Raw genomic sequence first — 23217 nt, 5'->3', positions numbered from 1 at the left:
TGTGCTGCTGTCTGCTGTGCTGCTGCTGTCTGCGGACGCCTAGTCGTTGCCACCGAGGAGGCCGTGGCCATTGCCGCCACCCATGGTGAACAGGACGATCGGGGTTTCCTTGGCGACCATGCTCCCGCCGGGCGGGGTCACGGACACGACCTTGGAGTCGCCCTTGTCCGACGCGCCGGGTGCGAGCTGGACGGTCAGGCCCAGTGCTTCCAGGGCGCCCTTGGCCTCGTCGTACGTCTTGCCGACGAGGTCGCCGGGGACCTGGACCTGCTCGCCGGGCGGCGGAGTGGGCGTTGCCGGTGCCTTGGCGACGGTCAGCACGATCTTCGTGCTGGAGGGGGCCCTGCCGGTCGCGGACTGCTTGATGACCGTGTTCGGCGGCTGGGTCGACTCTTCTTCCGCCTTCTCGACGCTCTCGAATCCGAGGTCCGTGAGGGTCTTCTGGGCGGTCTCGTACGGCTGGCCGGTCAGCACCGGGATCATCAGCTGCTTTTCCGTGGCGATCTTGATCGTGACCTCGGCGCCCTTCTCGGTCTTCTCACCGCCCTTGGGGTCCTGGTCCACGACCGTGCCGGGCGTCTTCTCGGACTGCACCTTCTCGACCCTCGGCTGGAAGCCGTCCTTGGTGAGGCGCTTGGTGGCCCTCTCCTCGGTCTGCTCCATGACGTCGGGGACCTCGACCTTGGGGGCGCCGGCCGACACGACGACCGTGACCTCCGTGCCCTTGTTGACCTGGCCGCCCTGGGGGGTCTGCTTGCAGACGACGCCCTTCGCCTGGTTCGGGCAGGGCTCGTCCGTGCCGCGCTTCAGTGTGAGCTCGGCGGATGTCGCCCGCTGCTGTGCCTCGGCGAACTTCAGGCCGACCAGGGTGGGGACATCGACCTTCTTGTCCTTGTCGCTGCTGCCGCCGCCGAAGATCTCGTTGCCGATCAGTACGGCGCCGACGAGGACCAGGATGCCCGCGATGACCAGCAGGATCGTCGAGGTGTTGCTCTTCTTCGGCGGCTGGCGGCGGCGGCCCTGCGAGTCGTCGTAGCCGCCGTTCCCGCCGTTTCCGTAGTCGCCGGTTCCATTGCCGCCGATGGGCGGCATCATCGCCGTCTGGCCGCCTTGGCCGGTCTGGCGCAGGGCGGTGGTCGGCTGGTCGTTACCGCCGTACGAGTCGTAGCCGCCGTAGCCGACCGCGCCCATCGCCGCCGTGGCGGCGACCGGGCGACCGTCGAGGCAGGCCTCGATGTCGGCACGCATCTCGTCGGCCGACTGGTAGCGGTAGTCGGGGTCCTTGGTCAGCGCCTTGAGGACGATGGCGTCCATCTCGGGCGTGATCTCGGGGTCGAAGTTCGACGGGGGCTGCGGCTCTTCCCGCACGTGCTGGTAGGCGACCGCGACCGGGGAGTCCCCGATGAAGGGCGGCCGGACCGTCAGCAGCTCGTAGAGCAGACAGCCGGTGGAGTAGAGGTCGGAGCGTGCGTCGACCTGCTCGCCCTTGGCCTGCTCCGGGGAGAGGTACTGGGCGGTGCCGATGACGGCCGCGGTCTGGGTCATCGTCATGCCGGAGTCGCCCATTGCGCGGGCGATGCCGAAGTCCATGACCTTGACCTGGCCGGTGCGCGTCAGCATGACGTTGGCCGGCTTGATGTCGCGGTGGACGATCTGGGCGCGGTGCGAGTACTCCAGTGCCTGGAGGATCCCCACCGTCATCTCCAGGGTGCGCTCGGGGAGCAGCTTGCGCCCGGAGTGCAGGAGTTCGCGCAGGGTCGATCCGTCGACGTACTCCATCACGATGTACGGGAGGGAGACCCCGTCGACGTAATCCTCACCGGTGTCGTAGACCGCGACGATCGCCGGGTGGTTGAGTGAAGCGGAGGACTGGGCTTCACGGCGGAACCGGGCCTGGAAGGACGGGTCGCGGGCGAGGTCCACCCGGAGCGTCTTCACAGCGACGGTGCGGCCGAGCCGGGTGTCCTGGGCGAGGTAGACCTCGGCCATGCCACCACGGCCGAGCACCGAGCCCAGCTCGTACCGGCCGCCGAGGCGACGCGGCTCTTCCATAGCTAATCCAGCCCTCTCCGTCTGTCCCGACCGCACCTGTGCGTGGTCCGGCGGTGTGCTGTTCGCGCATACGGTACCGGGCGGTCCGCACCCGTTCGGCCCGCGACCGTCACCTGATACCTGACCGGTACGTCTACGAGGACGAATGGGTCGGTGTGGTGACGGGAGTCACTCCGGGCCGACTTCTGGTGACCGTTTCACGTGAAACATGCGGGTCTTCGACCGTCGGCCCGTTTCACGTGAAACATTCCCGCTCCTCTTCCTGCTCCTCTTTGCGGCCCGGTCCCGGGCCGCCCCGATCGCGTCCGGAAGGCCTACTTCGTACGGTCGAGGACCGCCTTCATGACGTTCTTGGCGATGGGTGCGGCAAGACCGCCACCGGAGATGTCGCCACGGGCGGCGTCGCTGTCCTCGACGACGACGGCGACGGCGACCGGGGAGCCCTTGTCGGTCTTCGCGTAGGAGATGAACCAGGCGTACGGGTTCTTGTCGTTGTTGATGCCGTGCTGGGCGGTACCGGTCTTGCCGCCGACGGTGGCGCCGTCGATCAGCGCCCTCTTGCCGGTGCCCTCCTTGACGACGGTCTCCATCATCTGCTGGACCTTCTGGGCGTTGCCGGCCGACAGCGGCTGGCTCATCTCGACCGGGTCGGTCTGCTTGATGACGTCCAGGTTGGGGTCGGTCAGCTTGTCGACCATGTACGGGGTCATCAGCTTGCCGTCGTTGGCGATGGCGGCGGTGACCATGGCCATCTGGAGGGGGGTGGCGGCGGTGTCGAACTGGCCGATGGAGGAGAGCGCCGTCTGCGGCGAGTCCATCTTCTTGGGCCAGACGCTGGCGTTGGAGCGGACCGGGGTGAACTGCTCGCTGTTGAAGCCGAACTTCTCCGCCGTCTCCCGCATCTTCTCCTTGCCGAGGTCGGAGCCGACCTTGCCGAAGACGGTGTTGCAGGACCACTGGAGTGCGACCCGCAGGCTCGCGTTCTCACAGGGGTGGTCACCGTCGTTGGGCAGCGGGGTCCTGGTGGTGGGCAGGTTCCACGGGAACGGAGAATCGGTCGCCGCGTCGATGTCGGTGACCTTGCCGTGCTCCAGTGCCGCTGCCGCCGTGACGACCTTGAACGTCGAGCCCGGCGGGTACGTCTGACGCAGGGCCCGGTTGAGCGAGATGTCGTCCGGGTTGACCTTCTTGTCGAGCTTCTTCCACTCCTCGGCGTCGCCCATTCCCGCGATCTTGGAAGGGTCGTACGAGGGGGTGCTCGCCAGCGCGAGGATCTTGCCGGTCCTGGGGTCGAGGGCCGCGACGGCGCCCTTCTTGCCCTTCAGCCCTTCGTAGGCGGCGCGCTGGGCGTCGCCGTTGAGGGTGGTGACGACGTTGCCGCCCTTCTTCTCCTCGCCCGTGAACAGGGAGAGGGTGCGGTCGAAGAAGAGCCGGTCGTCGGTGCCGGTGAGGATGCCGTCGTTGAGGTTCTCCAGCTGGGTGGCGCCGTAGACCTGGGAGGCGAAGCCGGTGACCGGGGCCCACATGGGGCCGTCCTTGTACGTGCGCTTGTACTTGAGGTCGCCGTTCTTGGCGGCCACGGAACCGGTGATGGCCTTGCCGTCGACGATGATGTCGCCGCGCGGGTGGGCGTAACGCTCCACCAGGACGCGGCGGTTGTCCTCGTGGGTCTTGAGTTCGTCGGCCTGGACGTACTGGATCCAGTTGACGCGGACGAGCAGCGCGAGGACTAGGATGCCGCAGAAGATGGCAACCCGGCGCAGGGGCTTGTTCACGGGCGGACCACCTGGGTCATCTCGGCGTCGGAGGACGGGGCGGGTGCGGGGGCCGGGCGGCGTGCGGTGTCACTGATCCGCAGCAGGATGGCCACCAGCGCCCAGTTGGCGATCACCGAGGAGCCACCCTGCGCCAGGAACGGCATGGTCATACCGGTCAGCGGGATCAGGCCGGTGACACCGCCCGCCACCACGAAGACCTGGAGGGCGAAGGCGCCGGAGAGGCCGATGGCGAGGAGCTTGCCGAAGGGGTCCCGGGCGGCCAGTGCGGTGCGGATGCCGCGTTCGATCAGCAGGCCGTACAGCAGGATGATCGCCATCACGCCGGTGAGGCCCATTTCCTCGCCGATGGTGGCGAGGATGTAGTCGCTCTTGGGGGCGATGCCGCCGATGAAGCGCGAGTAGCCCTGGCCGAGGCCGGAGCCGAAGAGGCCACCGGAGCCGAAGGAGAACATGGCCTGGGCGGTCTCGGTGACGCCGCCGTTGGACGCGTGGGCGAGCGGGTCGAGCCAGTTGTTGACGCGGCTCTGCACGTGGCTGGCGAACATGGCCACGCCGACCGCGCCGGCCGCGCTCAGGGTGAGGCCGAAGACGACCCAGCTGGTGCGCTCGGTGGCGACGTACAGCATGATCACGAAGAGGCCGAAGAACAGCAGCGAGGTACCGAGGTCGGTCTCGAAGATCAGGATCATCAGGCTGAGCGCCCAGATCGCGAGGATCGGACCGAGGTCGCGGCCGCGCGGGAGGTACATGCCCATGAAGCGGCGGCTGGCCAGGGCGAGGGCGTCGCGCTTCACCATCAGATAGCCCGCGAAGAAGATCGCAATGATGATCTTGGCGAACTCTCCCGGCTGGAGCGAGCCGACGCCGGGGATGGTGATCCAGATGCGCGCGCCGAAGCGGGCCGGGAAGAACACCGGCAGGATCAGCAGGATCAGCGCCACGACCATCGAGATGTACGTGTAGCGCTGGAGGACGCGGTGGTCCTTGAGGAAGAACAGGACGGCCAGGAAGAGCGCGACACCGAGGGTCGACCACATCAGCTGCTTGGCCGCCATCGGCCCGCCGAGTTTGGCGGTGGTGATGAGCGGTTCCTGGTCGAGCCGCCAGATCAGCACCAGCCCCAGCCCGTTGAGCAGGGTGGCGATCGGCAGCATCAGCGGGTCCGCGTACTTGGCGAACTTGCGCATCATCAGGTGCGTGATGCCGGCGAGGAGGCTCAGCCCGACCCCGTAGCCGAGCATGCCCGCGGGCAGGCTGCCGTCCTTGGCGAGACCCACGTTGGCGTACGCGAAGACGGGGATGGCGACGGCGAACGCGAGCATGACCAGCTCGGTGTTGCGCCTGCTGGGTGCTTCGATCGCGCCGATGGTGGTCGTGTTGGTGACAACGCTCATGGTGTGTGGGGCCCCCTACGGTGTGGCCGTTTTACCGCACTGCGAGGCCAGATCCTGCTCCTCCTCGGAGAGGGTGGGACCGGGAGCGGGGGCGCTCTGCGTGGGTGAGGTGGTCGGCGGGTTCTTGGTGCCCGGAGTGGCCGGCTTGGTGGGCGTCGGCTTGGGCGCCGGGGGCGCGGTGCGCTGCTCGGACTTCTTCTTGCAGGCGGATGCCTGGAGTGCGAGCTTCTCGATCTTCTCGCGCGCCTGGGCGAGGTCGCTGGCGGGCAGTGCCTCCTTGACCTCCTTGGCCTGGAAGTCCGGAAGGTACTTGAGTTCGATATCGGGGTGGTCCTTCTCGATCTTCGAGAGGGAGACCCACGGAAGGTCCTGGTCGACGCCCCGGTAGAGCGCGACGTGCTCGGCGTTGGCACCGACGTAGTACTGGGTCTGCGTCCAGCGGTAGCCGCCGTACAGACCGCCGCCCACTACGGCCAGTGCGAGCACCAGGTAGAAGGATCTTTTGAACCACTTGCGGCCCGGGGACTTCACGAAGTCCTCGCCGTTGTACATGTCGAACGTGTCGTCCGGCATGCCGCCGCCGTAGCCGCCGCCGCTGCCCGCAGGACCGAAGCTCCCCGAGGGGGACTGTGCCTGCGGGGCGGAGGGGCGGCCGAGACCGGCCGCGCGGCCGGCCGGGGTCTGCATGGCGCGGGTGTCGCCGAGCTGCATCTGGTTCTCGGCGACGGCACCGACGACGACCGGGGTGTCGTTGAGCTGGCCCGCGAGGGTGTCGTTGCCGTCGACGTCCAGGACGTCGGCCACGATGCAGGTGATGTTGTCGGGGCCACCGCCGCGCAGCGCCAGCTCGATCAGGTGCTGGACGGTCTCCTGCGGGCCCTGGTAGCTGGCGAGCGTCTCCTCCATCGTCTGGTGGGAGACGACGCCGGACAGGCCGTCGGAGCAGATCAGATAACGGTCGCCGGCCCGCACCTCACGGATGGAGAGGTCGGGTTCGACGTGGTCGCCGCTGCCCAGCGCACGCATGAGGAGGGACCTCTGCGGGTGGGTGGTGGCTTCCTCCTCGGTGATGCGGCCCTCGTCGACGAGGCGCTGCACCCAGGTGTGGTCCTGCGTGATCTGGGTGAGGACGCCGTCGCGCAGCAGGTACGCGCGGGAGTCCCCGACGTGTACGAGGCCCAGGCGCTGGCCGGTCCACAGCAGGGCGGTGAGCGTGGTGCCCATGCCCTCCAGCTGGGAGTCCTCCTCGACCATCATGCGCAGCTGGTCGTTGGCCCGCTGCACGGCCGTGCCCAGGGAGGTCAGGATGTCCGACCCGGGTACGTCGTCGTCGAGCTGGACCAGGGTCGAGATCACCTCGGAGGAGGCGACCTCGCCGGCGGCCTGGCCGCCCATGCCGTCGGCGATCGCGAGGAGGCGGGGGCCGGCGTAGCCGGAGTCCTCGTTCCCCTCCCGGATCATGCCCTTGTGCGATCCGGCGGCGAAGCGCAGGGACAGACTCATACGCACCTCACCCGTCGGCTCCGGGTACACCGGGTTTCGAGCCACACTGCCCACCCTCCGGTCGGGAGCGCGCTCGGGCCCGTGGACAGGGCGCTGTGGCCCTCGTCCGGGGCCGCTGCGGCTCGCTCGCTCCGCTCGCTCATTGTCGTACTACTTCCGCAGCTCGATGACGGTCTTGCCGATGCGGATCGGTGCGCCCAGTGCAATCGGTTGTGGCGTGGTGAGCCGGTTCCGGTCGAGATAGGTGCCGTTGGTGGAACCCAGGTCCTCGACGATCCAGTTGCCGTCGCGGTCCGGGTAGATCCTGGCATGCCTGCTGGACGCGTAGTCGTCGTCCAGCACGATCGTCGAATCGTGCGCCCGGCCGAGCGTGATGGTCTGTCCCTGGAGCGCCACCGTGGTTCCGGTGAGGCTGCCTTCGGAGACGACCAGCTTGGTCGGGGCGCCGCGGCGCTGCCGCTGTTGCTGGGGCGGGGCGGCCTGCTGGCGGCCCGCGCCGGTGGTCTGCTGCTGGGCACGCGTGTCGGACGCATTGCCGCGGCGGGAGCCGCGCTGCGTGACACGTGTGCCGAACAGGTCGCTGCGGATGACCTGGACGGCCACAATTACGAATAGCCACAGGACAGCTAGGAAACCTAGCCGCATGACCGTCAGGGTCAGCTCTGACATTGCCCCCGCTTCACCCTTCGGCTTGCCGGTAAACGATGGTGGTACTGCCCACGACGATCCGCGAGCCGTCGCGGAGCGTAGCGCGGGTGGTGTGCTGCCCGTCCACCACGATGCCGTTGGTGGACCCCAGGTCCTGGATCGTCGAGGGCGTTCCGGTACGGATTTCGCAGTGCCGGCGCGATACGCCGGGGTCGTCGATCCGTACGTCGGCTTCGGTGCTGCGGCCCATCACGAGGGTGGGGCGGGAGATCTGGTGGCGGTTGCCGTTGATCTCGATCCAGCGTCTGGTCTGGGTGCCGGGCAGGGGGCCGGGGCCCGCTCCGGGCGCGCGGCGGTCGGCCGCCGGCGCGGGGCGCGGGGGGTCGCCGGGGCTTCCGGGCGGGGCCTGCGGCATGGGCGGCGGTGCGCCGCCGGAGGACGGGGGCGGGTAGCCGTATCCGCCGCCGCCACGGGGGGCGGCGGGGGCGCCGGGGCCGGCGTCCGGGGCGGCGACCTGCGACGTGCTCGACGCGAGCGTGCGGCTGCGTACCCGGTAGAGGCCCGTGTCGAGGTCCTCCGCCTTCTCCAGGTGGACCTTGATCGGTCCCATGAAGGTGTAGCGCTGCTGCTTCGCGTAGTCGCGGACCAGGCCGGAGAGTTCGTCGCCCAGCTGGCCGGAGTACGGGCTCAGGCGCTCGTAGTCCGGGGTGCTGAGCTCGACGATGAAGTCATTGGGGACGACGGTCCGCTCGCGGTTCCAGATCGTCGCGTTGTTGTCGCACTCGCGCTGGAGGGCGCCGGCGATCTCGACGGGCTGGACCTCTGACTTGAAGACCTTGGCGAAGGTGCCGTTCACCATGCCTTCGAGCTTTTGTTCGAAACGCTTCAGGACTCCCATGGGGCACCTCCTCCGTCGTTGTCGTCCTGGTACTGCTTACTGATCGTATCCACGCGCCGGGAAAACGGCTGGTTCCCCTTGTCCGCCCAGTCCATGAGTGTCACCCCTCACAAGGGATCGTAGAGGTGGCTTCCTGACAGTGTCCCGTACGCGTCCTCCTCCCTTGAGGAGTGGGTGCTGGAGGCGCTCGTTCCACTGGCGGGTCCCCGCAAACTATGCGTGTGAATCCACCCCGACCACCGTGCTAATCTTCTTCTTGTCGCCAACCGGTCGCACAAACCAGTGCGGAAAATCGAACGACATCACTCATGCGCGAGTGGCGGAACGGCAGACGCGCTGGCTTCAGGTGCCAGTGTCCTTAGGGACGTGGGGGTTCAAATCCCCCCTCGCGCACTTCAGAGATTCGGGTCTCACCGTGAAAACGGTGGGGCCCGTTTCTGTATGTCCGTTTGTTGTGTGTGTGGTGTGCTGCACGTCGTGCGGCGCTGTGTGGTGCGGTCGGAGGCGGTTGTGGGGCGGTCGGGTCTGTTCGGTGTCGGTGCGGTCGTACTGACGGTGCTGGCGGCGGCACAGCAGTTGATGCTGGCCGTCGGACTCGGGGGCTGGCTGCCCGGGTGGCAGCCGTGGCCCTATCTCCTGCTCGCCGCGGTGCTGTGGCTGGTGGCGAAGCCCTGGTGGGTGGAGAACGGGCCGAAGGGCGGCGGAGTTCCCGCCGCCGGAGGTGCGGGTGCCGAGGGCGCAGGGGGTGCTGGGGGTGCCGGGAGTGCTGGGGGTGCTGCCGGAGCTTGGACGCGTGCGGAGAAGTGGCTACGGCGGATTCCGGTATGGGTGTACGTCGTCGTGGTGCTGGCGATGGCTGCCGGTGCGTGGGCGTGGCTGCAGGACTTCGAGCCGTACCTCGGTCATGAGGAAGCGGTCTACGCGAACAAGGCGAGGTTCTGGTTCGACGGGACGCCGGACGCGGGCTGGGGCGTCTACCGGCCGGTCGGACTGCCCGCACTGGGCGCGGTCGCGCTGTGGCTGTCGGGATATGAGGGGTACGCCTCCGGCGGCGGCACCGGGGCGCTGCGGGCGGTGACTCTGGTCCTCGCGCTGCTGATGCTCTGTACGACCTACCTCGTGGCACGCGCGTGGACGACGCCCCGGCGGGCCGTGGTGGTCGTACTGGTGCTGCTGAGCGGGCTGGGGTTTCTGCGCCGGGTGCCGGAGTTCCTCAACGACATCGGCTCCACCGCGCTGCTGCTGATTGTGGTCTTCCTGCTGGCCAGGGCGATGGAGAAGGCCGGTACCAAGGCGGGCGGGCGGGCACTGCTGCTCGTTCCCTTCGTCGCGCTGGCCGCCTTCTATCTGCGCTACGGAGTGGTGGGCAACCTCGTGGCGGTCGCGCTGGCGGGGATCTTCGCGTACGGGCCGCGCGCATGGCTGGCGCTCGGCTGGCGGTTGTGGGCGGCGGTCGGCGTGCTCGCACTGGGACTCGTACCGCATCTCCTTTATGCCGTGGAGCGGACCGGTAAACCCCTCGGGATGATCCTGTCGGCGACTTCGCAGGCCAACCGGGAGTACGTGGGCGACGGGCTGGTCTATTACCTGAGCGTCTTCCCGTACCGCCTGGCCGGGGACCTGGGTGCGGTGGTGATGGCGGCCGGGGTGTGGGCGGCTTTCGTGGCTTGGCGGAGGGTGCGGAAGGGGACTGGTGGTGGCGTTGGTGCTGCCGGTGCTGCCGGTGCTGCCGGTGCTGCCGGTGCTGCCGGTGCTGTTGTGGGGCTGGTGGATGATCGGCGGCGGGTGTTCCTGGGGGCCGCGGCGCTGATGGTGTTCGTGGTGCTGGGGGTGGCGACGGACGGGGAGCCGCGCTTCGTCTACCTGCCGGTGACCCTGCTCACCGTCCTCGGTGTACAGGCTGTGGCGGAGCTCACGCGCGCGTGGGCGCCCCGGGTGCTCAGTGTGGTGGCGGCGCTGGCGGGTCTGACGGTGCTCGGTACGGCGCAGGTCGTGGCGCACGGCGCGATGCCGGGGCCGACGTCGCTGGGCGTCTCGACGGTGCCGGTGGCGCGGGCGCTGGCGGCGCAGGACGGGGAGCGGTGCCTGATCGTCACCGGGTACGAGCCGGAGTTCGGCTGGTACTCCGGGTGCGACGCCGTGACGTACCGGCAGTACGAGCAGCTGCGGGCGGACGGGAAGCCGTTGGCGGCGGGCACGCGCGTGAGCTTCGTACGGTTCGAGAAGGGGCGGCTGCAGCCGGACGCGGCGGGCGTACGGCGGCTGCTCGGCGGACGGGACGCGACGCTGTTGCGGATGCCCGCGGCGGAGGGCGGTTCGGCGGGGGCGGCGACGGTGTGGAGCGTGCGGTTCTAGCCGATGGGTTTTAGGGGTTTCCGTTGTTGTAGTGCAGGAGGTACGAGGCGAAGCGGGTGAGGTCGTCCTCGCTCCAGTCGGCCAGGCGTTCCTGGTAGGCGGCGTGACGGCTGGCGTGGGTGGCGGTGAGGGTGGTCGCGCCCGCCTCGGTGGGGTGCAGGACCTGGACGCGGTGGTCGTCGGGGTCGGGGCGGCGTTCGACCAGGCCGAGCTTCTCCAGGGTGGTCAACTGCCGGCTGACGGTGGACTTGTCGAGCATGTAGTGGGCGGCGAGGTCGGTGGCGCGACAGCCCTGCTGGTCGTGGATGTGCGCGAGCAGCGTGTAGGAGACCAGGGGCAGGTCCGGGTGGAGGCGCGCGGCGGTGGCGCGGGCCCGGCGGGCGAAGGCGGTCAGCTCGCGTTCGATGGTGTCCACGGCGGTGGTGCGCCGGTGCGCCGGTGCCGGTGAGTTCTGGGTGGTCATGGGGTCGTCATTGGCTGGTTTGCCCTCCGGTCGATTGGTTGTAGAGTACATCCACCAAGGTGGTTGTAATTGCCAACCACTATGCCCTGTGTGGTGTCCCGTGCGTTGTTCTGGAGTTTGTTGATGTCTGCGTCCCCCCACGGCCGGAGCGGTACAGGAGCGTCGCTGCGGCACGTCCTCGGCCACCTCGTCACCCCGCTGTTGATGTGCGTCGGGATGGGGCTCGCCTACCTCGGCGCCTTCCACGCGCCCGAGCCGCACAACCTGCGGGTGGACGTCGTCGGCTCCGGCCCCAGCGCGCAGGTGCTGGCGCAGACGCTGCACGACAAGGGTGCGGGCGCGCTGGACGTACGTACCGTCGCCGACCGCGGCGCGGCGCGGGCGCAGCTCATGGACCGGGAGATCTACGGGGCGTACCTACCGGGCGCGAAGCCGGAACTGATGGTCGCCACCGCCGGGTCCGACACCACGGCCACTGTCGTCGAGAAGGTCTTCACCGGGCTGGCCGCCGAGCAGGGAGCGCCGCTCCATGTGACGGATGTGGCGCCCGTGTCGAAGGGTGACCCGACGGGCCAGGGGCTGTTCTTCCTGCTTGTCGCGCTCAGCATCGGTTCGTACGCCTCGGTCGCGGTGATCGGCGGGGCGGGTGCGGTGCTGCCGCTGCGGATCAGGGCGTTGCTCTCGGTGGGGATGTCGCTGGTCGTGAGCGCGATCGGGGCCGTCTTCGCGGGTCCGCTCTTCCACCTGGTGGACCAGGGGCTCGCCGGGGTGTGGGCGATGTCGTGGCTCTACTCGGCGGGCATCCTGCTGATCGGCGTCGGGCTGCACACCTTCCTCAAGCGGTGGACGACGCTGGGCGTGATGGTGCTGTTCGTGATGCTCAACTTCACCAGCTCCGGCGGCATCTTCAGGCCCGAGCTCCAGTCCGGCTTCTTCGCCGCGCTGCACTCCTTCTGGAACGGGGCGGGCTTCATCGAGGGGGCGCGCGGACACGTGTACTTCGACGGGGTCGGTGTGGGGCGGAGCGTGCTGGTGCTGGCGCTGTGGTTCCTGGTGGGTGTGGTCGTTATGGGGTGCGCGGGGCTGGGTGAGGCGGCTCGGCGGCGGAAGGCGGTCCCGGGAGCGCATGCGGCGCCGGTGGCAGATGCGGCGCCGGTGAAGGAGGAGCTGGAGGAGGAACTGGAGGAAGCGGTCGGCGTGTGAGCCGGGTGTGAAGTGAGGTGTGGGAGCGGCTCCGGACCTGGTCCGGAGCCGTTCTTCATACTTTTCCCCGGTTATCCACAGGCGGTTGGAGCGGCTCATGGACAACGGCGTTACGGTCATGGGGAGTTGCTTTCACGGCCGCCGCGAACGGCTGTCGGCAAGGTACGTACAAGGCAGGAACGGGGGTGGCGGCACGTGATGAGCGAGGCCGGTTACGGAGCGGGGGCCGGGCGGATCCCGGTGGTCAAGGGATTCGCGCCGCGTGCGGCGGGGGCCGGACAGCCGGGGTCGCGCAAGGCGGAGGGGAAGGCACTGCGGGACCGGGTGCCGCGCGCGGACCATCGGGAGCTGGTGCTCGACGACGCGCGCCCGGACGCGGTGCGGGCGGTGGAGGAGTCGAGCCGCGGCCGGGTCGCCTCGCTCACTCCGATACGGGTGGGCCGGATGGCGGCCACTCCCTTCTCCTTCCTGCGCGGTGCGGCCGGGCTGATGGCGCACGACCTCGCGGGCGGGCCCGTCACCGGGATAGCCGCCCAGCTGTGCGGGGACGCGCACGCGGCGAACTTCGGGCTCTACGGGGATGCCAGGGGGCGCCTGGTCATCGACCTCAACGACTTCGACGAGACCGTGGTCGGACCGTGGGAGTGGGACGTGAAGCGGCTCGCGGCGTCGCTGGTGCTGGCAGGACGTGAGGCGGGCGCCGACGAGGACACCTGCCGGCAGGGGGCGTTCGATGCGGTCGGCGCGTACCGGCGGACGATGCGGCTGATAGCGAAAATGCCCGTCGCCGACGCGTGGAACGCGATAGCCGACGAGGAACTGGTCTCCTACACCGACGCCCGCGACCTGCTCGGCACGCTGGAGCGGGTCTCGGAGAAGGCCCGCAAGAACACCAGCGCCCGGTTCGCCGCACGGTCGACGGAGCAGGACCAGGACGGCAGCCGCCGGTTCGTGGACGCACCGCCGGTGCTGCGCCGGGTGCCGGACGCGGAGGCGGCGGCGGTGGCCTCGGCGCTGGGCGAGTACCTGGGGACGGTCGCGCAGGACCGGCTGCCGCTGCTGGCCCGGTACGCGATACAGGACGTGGCGTTCCGGGTGGTGGGCACCGGCAGCGTCGGCACCAGGTCGTACGTGGTGCTGTTGCTCGACCACCGGGGCGAGCCCCTGGTGCTCCAGGTGAAGGAGGCACGGGCCTCGGCGCTTGCCCCGTATCTGCCGAAGGTGGGCTTCGGGATACCCGAGGAGGTGCACGAGGGCCGGCGGGTGGTGCTCGGGCAGAAGCGGATGCAGGTGGTCAGCGACATCCTGCTCGGGTGGTGCACGGTCGACGGACTGCCCTTCCAGGTAAGGCAGTTCAGGAACAGGAAGGGGAGTGTGGACCCGGCGGCCCTCGCCGCCGACCAGGTCGACGACTACGGGCGGATGACGGGCGCGCTGCTGGCCCGCGCCCATGCGCACAGTGCCGACCCGCGGACCGTCGCCGGCTACCTCGGCAAGAACGAGGAGTTCGACGAAGCCGTCGCCGGTTTCGCGGTCTCCTACGCGGACCGCACGGAGGCGGACCACGCTGTCCTGGTCGAGGCGATCCGGAACGGGAGGATCGCGGCGGAGCTGGGGGTGTGAGGGGGAGCGGGGGTGGGAGGGGGCGGGGGGGGGGAGGGGGACGGCCCCCCGGTCGTGGGTGGGACCGTAGGCTGGACGGGTGACTCAGGATGCCGCCGGGGGACCGGTTCCCCCCAACGAAGATGTGCAGACCGCTGAGGATGCGGGCGGTGCACGCCCCGAGGCGCGCCTGGAGAGGGCGGTGGGGGCCGCCGAGCAGGCGTTGATCGAGTTCGAGATCGCGGTGGACACCTTCCGGATCGAGGTCGAGAACTTCTCCCGGCTGCACCACCAGAAGCTGGGCCCGATGTACACGCGGCTGGATGAGCTGGACGCCCAGATCGCCGAGGCGCGGGCCCGGAAGACCGGGGATCTGGAGGATCTGGCCAAGGCGAAGGAGGCGCGGGCGCTGGTCCTGCCGATGCCGGCGGTGGAGGAGCTCTTCCACGGCTGGATGGACTCCGACGGGCTCTCGCCGGAGGCCGCCGCGATGCTGACCGAGCAGCCGGTCCGGCCGCCGGAGCGGGTGCGGCCCAGCGAGGAGGCCAGGAAGCTGTACCGCGACCTGGTCCGCAAGGCCCACCCCGACCTGGCGCGGGAGGAGGGCGAGCAGCAGCGGCGCGAGGAGTTCCTCACCCGGGTCAATGCCGCCTACTCGCGGGGCGACGAGGGGCTGCTGCGGGAGCTCGGCGAGGAGTGGGCGGCCGGTCCGGTGCCCGAGGTGCGGCTCAGCGAGAGCGAGGAGCTGTACGCGCGGCTGGAGTGGCTCTCGCGGCGCAAGGAGCTCCTGACGGTGGTGGCCCGTGAGCTGGAGGAGGGTGCCATCGGTTCGATGCTGCGGATGGCGCCGGACGACCCCGACCGGCTGCTGGAGGAGATCGCCGAGCAGTTGCTCGCGCAGGTCTCCGAGCGTGAGGCCGAGCTGGCGCAGTGGGTGCAGTAGCGTTCCCTGGCGGTTGTGGTCCCGATCGTGGCCGGACACCGGGTCGACCGGTGCGAGTGAACCTGTCTGAGTTGGTACGAGAGAAGGCTTGACCCATGAATTTCGCCTCCATGCCCTCGGTGGACGTCGCGTCGGTACCGGCCGAAGGCCTGGTGCTGGACGTCCGGGAGGCCGACGAGTGGGCGGCCGGACATGTCGAGGGTGCGCTGCACGTGCCGATGAGCGACTTCGTCGCCCGGTTCGGTGAGGTCACCGAGGCGGTGGCGGACGGCCGTCGCGCCCATGTGATGTGCCGGGTCGGCGGGCGTTCCGCGCAGGTCACCCAGTACCTGGTGCAGCAGGGCATCGACGCGGTGAACATCGACGGCGGGATGCTCGCCTGGGACGGCGCCGGCCGGCCGATGGTGGCCGACGGCGACGCCCCCGCGTTCGTGCTCTGAGTCGGAGCGGCGGGTCCGGGCGGCGAGTCCGGGCGGGCAAGCCGGGCAGGCCGGGCGGCCAGGTCAGGTAGTGTGCGGCGGCCGGTCAGTCGAGGGGGTGGGCGGCCAGCAGGTCGCCCAGGGTCTCCTCGTGGGCGGCGGCCGGGCCGAGGCTGAGCTCCAGTTGTTTGGCCCAGGCGTGGTAGCGGTGCAGCGGGTAGTCGGTGTCCGCGCCGAAGCCGCCGTGCAGGTGCTGTGCTGTCTGCACGGTGCGGCGTACGCCGTCGGAGGCCCAGATCTTCGCCACCGCCACGTCCCCCGCGAGGGGCAGTGCTCCGCCCGCCCCGGTGCCGAGGCGCCAGGCGGCCTGCCACAGGGTGGCCTCCATGGCGCGCAGGTCGATGTAGCGGTCGGCGGCCTGGACGGCGACCGCCTGGAACGTGGCGACGGGGAAGCCGAACTGTTCGCGTCGTGAGGTGTACTCGGCCGACATGGCCAGCACCCGTTCCCCCAGCCCCAGGGCCTGTGCGCAGGTGCCGACGGTGAGCAGGGCGCGCAGCCACTCCCAGGCCGCTCCGTCGGTGATGACCTCGTGGGGTGCGGCGCCGACGGAGTCGAGGCGGACCTCGGCGAGGAGTTCTCCGCTGGTGGAGTACTGGTCGGCGAGTGTCACTCCCGTACGGTCGCGGGGGACGAGGGCGAGTACGGTGCGGCCCTCGCCGGTCCGGGCGGGGACCGCGATCAGGTCCGCGTGCTGTGCCCAGGGCACCGCGGTCTGTACGCCGTCCAGCACCCAGCCTTCGTCGGCCGTGCCACTGTCCGTGTGCCGTGCGGTGACGGCGAGTTCGGCCGGGTCGTGGCCGGTGCGGCCGTTGGCCCCGGCGGTCAGGACCAGCTCGCCGCGTCCGGCGCGGGGCAGGACCGAGGCGGTCAGCTCCTTCTCCCCGTACCGCTGTACGGCCAGGGCGACCGCGCTCGTTTCCAGCAGGGGTACCCGGGCGAGTACCTTCGCGGATTCCCGCAGGACCAGGCACAGGGCGACCGGGTCCAGGCCGGCGCCGCCGTGTTCCGGGGCCAGGAGCAGGCTCAGCAGGTCGGCGGCGGCCAGCTTCGTCCACAGCGGGCGGTCGAAGTCGTCGGCCACTGCCCCCGTGGTGAGTGCCGGGCTGGGTACCGCGTCGGGAGCCACCCCGGAGAAGACGGCTCGTGCCGCTTCCGTGGCCGCCTGCTGCTCCTCGGTGAAGGTGAAGTCCACTGCCCTGCCCTCCCGTTGCCGTACACACGGTGGTGTGCGTGTGCCCGCGTTGGTATCTGACGGTGCGTCAAGATAGAACACGTTCTACGGGAAGGGAATGGCGGGAGCGGCAGCCGTGTGCTCTCAGCGGTCGAAGTCCAGCTCCACTTCCCCGGTGGCCGGATGGGACTGGCAGGCCAGTACGTAGCCCGCGTCGGTCTCCTCCGCCTCCAGCGCGTAGTTCCGCTCCATGCGCACCTCGCCGCGTACCAGGAACGCCCGGCACGTTCCGCACACTCCGCCCTTGCAGGCGTAGGGCGCGTCCGCGCGGGCCCGCAGCACCGTCTCCAGGAGCGATTCGCCGTCCTGTACGGGCCAGGTCCCGGAGCGGCCGTCGAGCGTCGCGGTCAGCGTGCCGCCCACGGCGGCGGGCACCGTCGCGGCGGGGGCGAAGGACGACGGTCCGTCGTCGACGTGGAAGATCTCCTCGTGGATGCGGTCCCGGCCGACGTCGAGGCCGCGCAGCGCACGCTCGGCGCCCTGCACCAGGCCGAGGGGACCGCACAGGTACCAGCCGTCGATCTCCGGCACCGGCAGCAGTGCGGGCAGCAACTGTGTCAGCCGCTCCTCGTCGAGCCGACCGGACGGCAGCCCGGACTGCTGCTCCTCCCGCGACAGTGCTGTGACCAGCTGGAACCGGCCGGGGAAGCGGTCCTTGAGGTCGGCGATCTCCTCCAGGAACATGGTGGACGCGGCCGTCCGGTCGCTGCGGATCAGGCAGAACCGGGCGTCCGGCCGCCGCGCCAGCAGCGTCGTCGCGATCGACAGCACCGGGGTGATGCCGCTGCCGCCGACGATGGCGGCGAAGTACCCGTCGCGGGGTTCCAGGGTGAACCGGCCCATCGGCGGCATCGCCTCGACGGTGTCCCCGACCAGGAGTTCCTTGAGGGCGTACGTGGAGTAGGCGCCGCCGTCGACGAGGCGGATGCCGACCCGCAGCACCGGCTCCCCGGGGGCTTCGACGGCGGGTGCGCAGATCGAGTACGTGCGCCGGATCTCCTGCCCGTCCACGATCCGCCGCAGCGCCAGGTGCTGGCCGGGCACGTGCCGGAAGGTCTCGCGCAGTTCGGGCGGCACGGCGAGGGTGACGGCCACCGCATCGTCCGTGAGCCGCTCGATGCCCTGGACCCGGAGCGGGTGGAACGGCATCTACAACTCCTTGAAGTGGTCGAAGGGTTCGCGGCAGGACGCGCAGCGGCGCAGTGCCTTGCACGCGGTGGAGGAGAACCGGCTGAGCAGTTCGGTGTCGATGGATCCGCAGTGCGGGCAGCGGATGGCCAGCGAGAGGGGTATCGGCTCGCTCGCCACGTCGCGGGTGGTGCGCGGCGGTGCTATCCCGAACTCGGCCAGCTTGCGCCGCCCTTCGGCACTGATGTCGTCCGTCGACCAGGCGGGGGAGAGCACGGTGCGCACCGACACCTCGGCCATGCCGCCGCTCTCGTGGAGTATCCGTTCGATGTCGGCGGACATCGCCTCGATCGCCGGGCAGCCCGTGTACGTCGGGGTCAGTTCGACCTCGACCTTGCCGGGTGCGGAGACGTGGACCGAGCGCAGCACGCCCAGTTCCGCCAGGGTGATCACCGGGAGTTCGGGGTCGGGTACCGAGCCGGCCAGGCGGTGCAGTTCTTCTTCCAGGGGGGTGGCGGTCACCATGTCGCCCCCGGGTGGCTGCGGTGCAGGTGCTGCATTTCGGCGATCATCCGGCCGAAGGGTTCGGTGTGCAGGCCCTGCCGTCCGGCGCCGGCCGTCCATGCTCCGGTGCGCGGTCCTTCGGGCACGGTCAGGGTCGCCTGCTCCAGTACGCCCGTCACGGAGGCCAGCCAGTCCGCCTCCAGCTGCTGCCAGTTGACGCCGTCCAGGCCCTCGACCGGCTGGAAGGGCTCGCCGGTGAAGCGCCACAGCGCGTCGACCGCGCGCTGTATCCGGGTGTGGCTCTCCTCGGTGCCATCGCCCAGCCGCCGGGTCCACTGCTCGGCGTGGTCGCGGTGGTACGCGGTCTCCTTGACCGCCTTGGCGGCGAGCGGGGCGAAGTCCCCTTCTCCGGCGGCCAGTTGTGCGTACAGCTGGTGCTGGTAGGTGGAGAAGAAGAGCTGGCGGGCGATGGTGTGGGCGAAGTCGCCGTTGGTCTGCTCGACGAGCTGGAGGTTGCGGAAGTCCCGTTCCTCGCGGAGGTAGGCCAGTTCGTCCTCGTCGCCGACGAGGGAGAGCAGGATGCGGGCCTGGCCGAGGAGGTCCAGCGCGATGTTGGCGAGGGCGACCTCTTCCTCCAGTACGGGGGCGTGGCCCGCCCACTCCCCCAGCCGGTGGGAGAGGACCAGGGCGTCGTCGCCGAGCGCGAGGGCGGCGGTGCGGGGCGCGGGTGTGGTGGTCACAGGTGCTTCACCCCGTCCGGGATCTCGTAGAAGGTGGGGTGCCGGTAGGGCTTGTCGCCGGCCGGTTCGAAGAAGGAGTCCTTCTCGTCGGGGGACGACGCGGTGATCTCGGTGGACGGCACCACCCAGATCGAGACGCCTTCCGACCTGCGGGTGTACAGGTCGCGGGCGTTGCGCAGGGCCATTTCGGCGTCCGGGGCGTGCAGGCTGCCGGCGTGGGTGTGGGACAGTCCGCGGCGCGAGCGCACGAACACCTCCCACAGTGGCCAGTCGTGGTGCGAAGCCGTGCCGGTCATGCTGCCGTCCCCCTCGTGTGCTGTGCGCCGCTGTGGCGTGCGCTGTGCTTGTCCGCGTACGCCGCGGCGGCGTCGCGTACCCAGGCGCCCTCCTCGTGGGCCCGGCGGCGCTGGGTGATCCGCTGGTCGTTGCAGGGCCCGTTGCCCTTGAGCACGTCCCAGAACTCGGTCCAGTCGATGGCGCCGAAGTCGTGGTGCCCGCGTTCCTCGTTCCACCGCAGGTCGGGGTCGGGGAGGGTGAGGCCCAGGGATTCGGCCTGCGGGACGGCGATGTCGACGAAGCGCTGGCGCAGCTCGTCGTTGGAGTGGCGCTTGATCTTCCACTCCATGGACTGGGCGGAGTGCGAGGACTCGTCGTCGGGCGGGCCGAACATCATCAGTGACGGCCACCACCAGCGGTCCACCGCGTCCTGTGCCATCGCGTGCTGCTCCGGGGTGCCGTTCGACAGGGCGAGCAGGGATTCGTACCCCTGGCGCTGGTGGAAGGACTCCTCCTTGCAGATGCGGACCATGGCGCGTGCGTAGGGCCCGTAGGAGCAGCGGCAGATCGGGACCTGGTTGGTGATGGCCGCGCCGTCCACCAGCCAGCCGATCGCGCCGACGTCGGCCCAGGTCAGGGTGGGGTAGTTGAAGATCGACGAGTACTTCTGGCGGCCGGAGTGGAGCTTGTCGAGGAGTTCGTCGCGGCCGGTGCCGAGCGTCTCGGCGGCGCTGTAGAGGTAGAGGCCGTGGCCCGCTTCGTCCTGGACCTTGGCCATCAGGATCGCCTTGCGGCGCAGTGAGGGGGCGCGGGTGATCCAGTTGGCTTCCGGCTGCATGCCGATGATCTCGGAGTGGGCGTGCTGGGCGATCTGCCGCACCAGGGAGGCGCGGTACGCGTCCGGCATCCAGTCCCGTGGCTCGATGCGCTCGTCGGCGGCGACGGCGGCGTCGAACGCCGCCTGGTGCGTCGCCTCGCCCGCGGCTTCCGGCCCCGGCGGAGTCTGCTCTGGCGTCACTGTCGTCATCCTGGCCCCCTGTGCCACCTACCGACCGATCGTTCGGTTCGACGACTTCAATGGTGGGGCGACGGCCCGTAGGGTGTCAACCTCTGTGGATAACTGGCCGACGCGTGCTGATCGGGGCGGGATGGATTCGTACGACGACAAGGCCGGAACCGGCCCTGTCACCAGCGACGGAGCAGGTGCCGGCGCCCCGGCGGCCCCTGCCGGGGCTCCGGAGAAGTCCGGGATCGCCGGGCTCTCCTTCCGTTCCCAGGTCGTCGCCGCCCTCGCGCTCGCGCTGATCGGCGTCACCGCCCTCGTCCACCTCGGCATGGTCTTCCTGCACGTCAGCCCGTCCAACACGCTGAGCAAGGAGAACGCGAAGGCCGTCGACGCCTGGGTCAATCCGGAGTTCGAGCAGAACTGGAAGCTGTTCGCCCCCAACCCCCTCCAGCAGAACGTCGCCGTCCAGTCCCGCGCCCAGATCCGCACCAAGAGCGGGCAGTGGCGCACCACGGAGTGGATCGACCTGACCGCGAGGGACGCCGGGAAGATCCGCGGCAGCCTGCTGCCCAGCCACACCGTCCAGAACCAGCTGCGCCGTGGCTGGGACTTCTACACCGGCTGGCACGACGAGAAGAACCAGTCCCTCGGCATGCGCGGAGACCTCTCCGAGCGCTACATACGACGCATCGTGCTGGACCGGATGTCCGAGCTCGACATGGGCGGCGCCGTCGTCCGCATCCAGGTGCGCTCGCGCACCACCACGGTGAAGCCCCCGCCGTGGAGCACGGAGAAGGTCGCCACCACGCCCACGTACCGGCTGCTGCCGTGGTGGACCGTGACGCCGGCCGACCTCTCGGAGAACGCCGAAGAGGCAGGGGTGACCAAGTGAGCACGCAGACTCCCGGGCCCCGCGACGGCTTCGGCGACGGCCCCTCGTCCGGCCCCGTGCCCGTGCCCGGCCCCGTGCCCGGCCCCGTGCCCGCCGTCCCCGCCCCCGCCGCCAGGCCCGAGAACCGTTTCCGCGGGCTCTACCGCAAGCTGGTCGGCGCCCTCCAGCGGGGTGTCCAGCGCGTCACGTCGGCCGCCCTGGGCCCGTACCAGAGCGCCATCATCCGCATCGGGTTCTCCGCGACCTGGCTGCTGTTCCTGGTGCGCGAGCTGCCGCACCGACACGAGCTGTACGGGCCCCGGGGTCCGTGGGGCTGGGACATGGCGCAGCAGATCGTCGCCGACAACAAGGCGTTCTCCGTCCTGATGTGGACGGACAGCCCCCTGTGGTTCGAGTGCGTGTACGTCGTGTCGATGGCGTCCTGCGTCCTGCTGATGCTCGGCTGGCGCACCCGGACCATGTCCGTCCTGTTCATGGTCGGCGTGCTGTCCCTCCAGAACCGCAGCGTCTTCCTGGGCGACGGCGGCGACAACGTCATCCACCTGATGGCGATCTACCTGGTGCTGACCCGCTGCGGCCAGGTGTGGTCGCTGGACGCGCGCCGGGTTCGGGCCGCGGGCGGCGTGGTCGCCGCGGCGGTGCGCGACCGGGTCGGGCCCGCCCTGTGGACGGTGCTCGGCGTGGCCCTCGCGGTGGTCACCTTCCTGAACCTGATGAGCTGGGGCTGGCTGCTGGTCTTCTGGTCGCTGCTGCTGGCCCAGGCCCTGTGGTGGGCGGTGTGCCGGTACGCGGACGGCGAGCCCCGGCTCCTGCTGGACGTGCTGGCGAACCTCCTGCACAACACGGCACTGCTCGTGATCATGGCCGAGGTCTGCTTCGTCTACGCGACGGCCGGCTGGTACAAGGTGCAGGGTTCGCGCTGGCAGGACGGCACCGCGATCTACTACCCGCTGCACCTGGACTACTTCACCCCCTGGCCGGGCCTCTCCGGGTTGCTCGCGTCGAGCGGCGTGATGGTGATGCTGGTGACGTACGGAACGGTGATCGTGCAGGTCGCGTTCCCCTTCACCCTGTTCAACCGGCGGGTCAAGAACGTCCTGCTGGCGCTCATGATCGTGGAGCACGCGAGCATCGCGGTGCTGCTCGGACTGCCGTTCTTCTCGCTCGCGATGATCGCCGCGGACGCGGTGTTCCTGCCGACCGTCTTCCTGGTGTGGCTGGGCGGCCGAGCCGCCCGGGTGCGCGACAAGGTGATCGGGCGGCCTGTGGACAAGGCCGCGGGGCAGCGACGTACGGAGGCCGAGAAACAGCCCCGTACGCTCGTGGGGTGAGCAGCGAGAACACCACAGACCCCGAGCCGGCCGGTGCCGAGCCGACGCAGTACGACGAGGGCTTCGGCACCGAGATCGGCGTCGGGCCGCACCCCGCGCCGTGGCCCGAGGGTGAGCGGTACGACCCGGAACTGCTCGCGCACGGCGACCGCCGCAATGTGGTCGACCCGTACCGCTACTGGACGCGTGAGGCGATCGTCGCCGACCTGGACACCCGTCGGCACGACTTCCACGTGGCCGTCGAGAACTGGGGCCACGACTTCAACATCGGGTCCGTGGTGCGGACCGCCAACGCCTTCCTCGCCAAGGAGATCCACATCGTGGGCCGCCGCCGCTGGAACCGGCGCGGGGCGATGGTCACCGACCGCTACCAGCACGTCCGCCACCACCCCGACACCGAGTCGCTGACCGCGTGGGCGGCGGACGAGGGCGTACCGATCATCGGTATCGACAACCTGCCGGGGGCGGTCCCCCTGGAGCGGACCGTGCTGCCGAAGCGGTGTGTGCTGTTGTTCGGGCAGGAGGGGCCGGGGCTGACCGAAGAGGCGCGGAAGCACGCGTCGATGGTCTGCTCGATCGCCCAGTTCGGCTCGACGCGGTCGATCAACGCGGGTGCCGCGGCGGCGATCGCGATGCATGCGTGGGTGCAGCGGTACGCGGAGATCTCGTAGCACCGTCCAGCACCGAGCCATGTTTCACGTGAAACAACGAGGAATGCCGTGACCCGGCTTGGGGGGCTCGGGTCACGGCATTCGTTCTCGGGGTACGTGCGTCGGGCCGAGGGGGAA

General features: G+C 70.0%; 21 protein-coding genes and 1 tRNA gene. 9 read left to right on the top strand and 13 right to left on the bottom strand.

Annotated features, from left to right (window positions below; genetic code table 11):
• Nucleotides 1-39: 39 nt before the first annotated feature.
• From pknB to ACZ5PB_RS10740, 6 genes are all read right to left on the bottom strand, one after another.
• Entirely contained in the window at nt 40-2052 is a 2013-nt protein-coding gene (gene pknB / locus ACZ5PB_RS10765; RefSeq protein WP_468689761.1) for a Stk1 family PASTA domain-containing Ser/Thr kinase, read from the bottom strand.
• Nucleotides 2053-2366: 314 nt separating this feature from the next.
• Nucleotides 2367-3827: a peptidoglycan D,D-transpeptidase FtsI family protein gene (locus ACZ5PB_RS10760; RefSeq protein ID WP_468689759.1), complete on the bottom strand. Its 1461-nt coding sequence runs from the start codon at nt 3825-3827 to the stop codon at nt 2367-2369.
• Nucleotides 3824-5224: an FtsW/RodA/SpoVE family cell cycle protein gene (locus ACZ5PB_RS10755; RefSeq protein WP_468689757.1), complete on the bottom strand. Its 1401-nt coding sequence runs from the start codon at nt 5222-5224 to the stop codon at nt 3824-3826. The genes ACZ5PB_RS10760 and ACZ5PB_RS10755 overlap by 4 nt, the downstream gene beginning before the upstream one ends.
• Before the next feature lie 15 nt (nt 5225-5239).
• Entirely contained in the window at nt 5240-6727 is a 1488-nt protein-coding gene (locus tag ACZ5PB_RS10750) for a Stp1/IreP family PP2C-type Ser/Thr phosphatase (protein ID WP_468689755.1), read from the bottom strand.
• Between the two features lie 150 nt (nt 6728-6877).
• The gene (locus tag ACZ5PB_RS10745) at nt 6878-7396 is read right to left on the bottom strand and encodes an FHA domain-containing protein FhaB/FipA (RefSeq protein WP_468689753.1); all 519 of its coding nucleotides are present in this window, start codon (nt 7394-7396) and stop codon (nt 6878-6880) included.
• A gap of 10 nt (nt 7397-7406) precedes the next feature.
• Nucleotides 7407-8273: an FhaA domain-containing protein gene (locus ACZ5PB_RS10740; protein ID WP_468689751.1), complete on the bottom strand. Its 867-nt coding sequence runs from the start codon at nt 8271-8273 to the stop codon at nt 7407-7409.
• A 310-nt stretch (nt 8274-8583) separates the two neighbouring features.
• Here ACZ5PB_RS10740 and ACZ5PB_RS10735 point away from each other — a divergent pair.
• A tRNA-Leu gene (locus ACZ5PB_RS10735) sits at nt 8584-8666 on the top strand.
• Nucleotides 8667-8738: 72 nt separating this feature from the next.
• Nucleotides 8739-10628 carry a glycosyltransferase gene (locus ACZ5PB_RS10730; protein WP_468689750.1) on the top strand — a complete coding sequence of 630 codons (1890 nt, stop codon included), beginning with the start codon at nt 8739-8741 and terminating at the stop codon, nt 10626-10628.
• A gap of 10 nt (nt 10629-10638) precedes the next feature.
• Here ACZ5PB_RS10730 and ACZ5PB_RS10725 read toward each other — a convergent pair whose 3' ends face one another.
• The gene (locus ACZ5PB_RS10725; protein WP_468689748.1) at nt 10639-11091 is read right to left on the bottom strand and encodes a MarR family winged helix-turn-helix transcriptional regulator; all 453 of its coding nucleotides are present in this window, start codon (nt 11089-11091) and stop codon (nt 10639-10641) included.
• Between the two features lie 123 nt (nt 11092-11214).
• Here ACZ5PB_RS10725 and ACZ5PB_RS10720 point away from each other — a divergent pair, with 123 nt between their 5' ends.
• The 4 genes from ACZ5PB_RS10720 (at nt 11215) to ACZ5PB_RS10705 (ending at nt 15279) form a co-directional block, all read left to right on the top strand.
• Nucleotides 11215-12294: a hypothetical protein gene (locus tag ACZ5PB_RS10720; RefSeq protein ID WP_468689746.1), complete on the top strand. Its 1080-nt coding sequence runs from the start codon at nt 11215-11217 to the stop codon at nt 12292-12294.
• Between the two features lie 198 nt (nt 12295-12492).
• Complete coding sequence (locus ACZ5PB_RS10715) at nt 12493-13917, top strand: DUF2252 domain-containing protein (RefSeq protein WP_468689745.1); 1425 nt, start codon at nt 12493-12495, stop codon at nt 13915-13917.
• 124 nt (nt 13918-14041) lie between these two features.
• A complete protein-coding gene (locus ACZ5PB_RS10710) occupies nt 14042-14839 on the top strand; it encodes a hypothetical protein (RefSeq protein WP_468689743.1) in 798 nt (265 codons plus the stop codon).
• Nucleotides 14840-14934: 95 nt separating this feature from the next.
• Complete coding sequence (locus ACZ5PB_RS10705) at nt 14935-15279, top strand: rhodanese-like domain-containing protein (protein ID WP_468689741.1); 345 nt, start codon at nt 14935-14937, stop codon at nt 15277-15279.
• 85 nt (nt 15280-15364) lie between these two features.
• Here the strand turns inward: ACZ5PB_RS10705 and ACZ5PB_RS10700 are convergent, their stop codons facing one another.
• From ACZ5PB_RS10700 to paaA, 6 genes are all read right to left on the bottom strand, one after another.
• Nucleotides 15365-16513 (bottom strand): acyl-CoA dehydrogenase family protein, encoded by a 1149-nt coding sequence (locus ACZ5PB_RS10700; protein ID WP_468689740.1) that lies wholly within the window; start codon nt 16511-16513, stop codon nt 15365-15367.
• A 123-nt stretch (nt 16514-16636) separates the two neighbouring features.
• A complete protein-coding gene (locus tag ACZ5PB_RS10695) occupies nt 16637-17701 on the bottom strand; it encodes a 2Fe-2S iron-sulfur cluster-binding protein (protein WP_468689738.1) in 1065 nt (354 codons plus the stop codon).
• A complete protein-coding gene (paaD, locus tag ACZ5PB_RS10690) occupies nt 17702-18205 on the bottom strand; it encodes a 1,2-phenylacetyl-CoA epoxidase subunit PaaD (RefSeq protein ID WP_468689737.1) in 504 nt (167 codons plus the stop codon).
• The gene (gene paaC / locus ACZ5PB_RS10685; RefSeq protein ID WP_468689735.1) at nt 18199-18924 is read right to left on the bottom strand and encodes a 1,2-phenylacetyl-CoA epoxidase subunit PaaC; all 726 of its coding nucleotides are present in this window, start codon (nt 18922-18924) and stop codon (nt 18199-18201) included. Before paaC ends, paaD begins: the two co-directional genes overlap by 7 nt.
• Nucleotides 18921-19220 carry a 1,2-phenylacetyl-CoA epoxidase subunit PaaB gene (gene paaB / locus ACZ5PB_RS10680; RefSeq protein WP_399438144.1) on the bottom strand — a complete coding sequence of 100 codons (300 nt, stop codon included), beginning with the start codon at nt 19218-19220 and terminating at the stop codon, nt 18921-18923. The genes paaC and paaB overlap by 4 nt, the downstream gene beginning before the upstream one ends.
• Complete coding sequence (paaA, locus tag ACZ5PB_RS10675; protein WP_468689733.1) at nt 19217-20227, bottom strand: 1,2-phenylacetyl-CoA epoxidase subunit PaaA; 1011 nt, start codon at nt 20225-20227, stop codon at nt 19217-19219. Before paaA ends, paaB begins: the two co-directional genes overlap by 4 nt.
• 121 nt (nt 20228-20348) lie before the next feature.
• On the opposite strand from paaA, the gene ACZ5PB_RS10670 reads away from it, so the two are divergent.
• The 3 genes from ACZ5PB_RS10670 to ACZ5PB_RS10660 all read left to right on the top strand — a co-directional run bounded on the left by ACZ5PB_RS10670 (nt 20349) and on the right by ACZ5PB_RS10660 (nt 23100).
• A complete protein-coding gene (locus tag ACZ5PB_RS10670; RefSeq protein WP_468689731.1) occupies nt 20349-21098 on the top strand; it encodes a DUF5819 family protein in 750 nt (249 codons plus the stop codon).
• A gap of 149 nt (nt 21099-21247) precedes the next feature.
• Nucleotides 21248-22429 carry an HTTM domain-containing protein gene (locus tag ACZ5PB_RS10665; RefSeq protein ID WP_468690275.1) on the top strand — a complete coding sequence of 394 codons (1182 nt, stop codon included), beginning with the start codon at nt 21248-21250 and terminating at the stop codon, nt 22427-22429.
• Nucleotides 22426-23100, top strand: coding sequence for a TrmH family RNA methyltransferase (locus ACZ5PB_RS10660; protein ID WP_468689729.1), 675 nt, complete (start codon nt 22426-22428; stop codon nt 23098-23100). Before ACZ5PB_RS10665 ends, ACZ5PB_RS10660 begins: the two co-directional genes overlap by 4 nt.
• The last annotated feature ends 117 nt before the right edge of the window (nt 23101-23217 follow it).

The sequence above is a fragment of the Streptomyces sp. NPDC032721 genome, from assembly GCF_055579625.1.
Note: the sequence above shows the minus strand (reverse complement) of the source record. Positions and strands in the feature narration are given on the sequence as shown.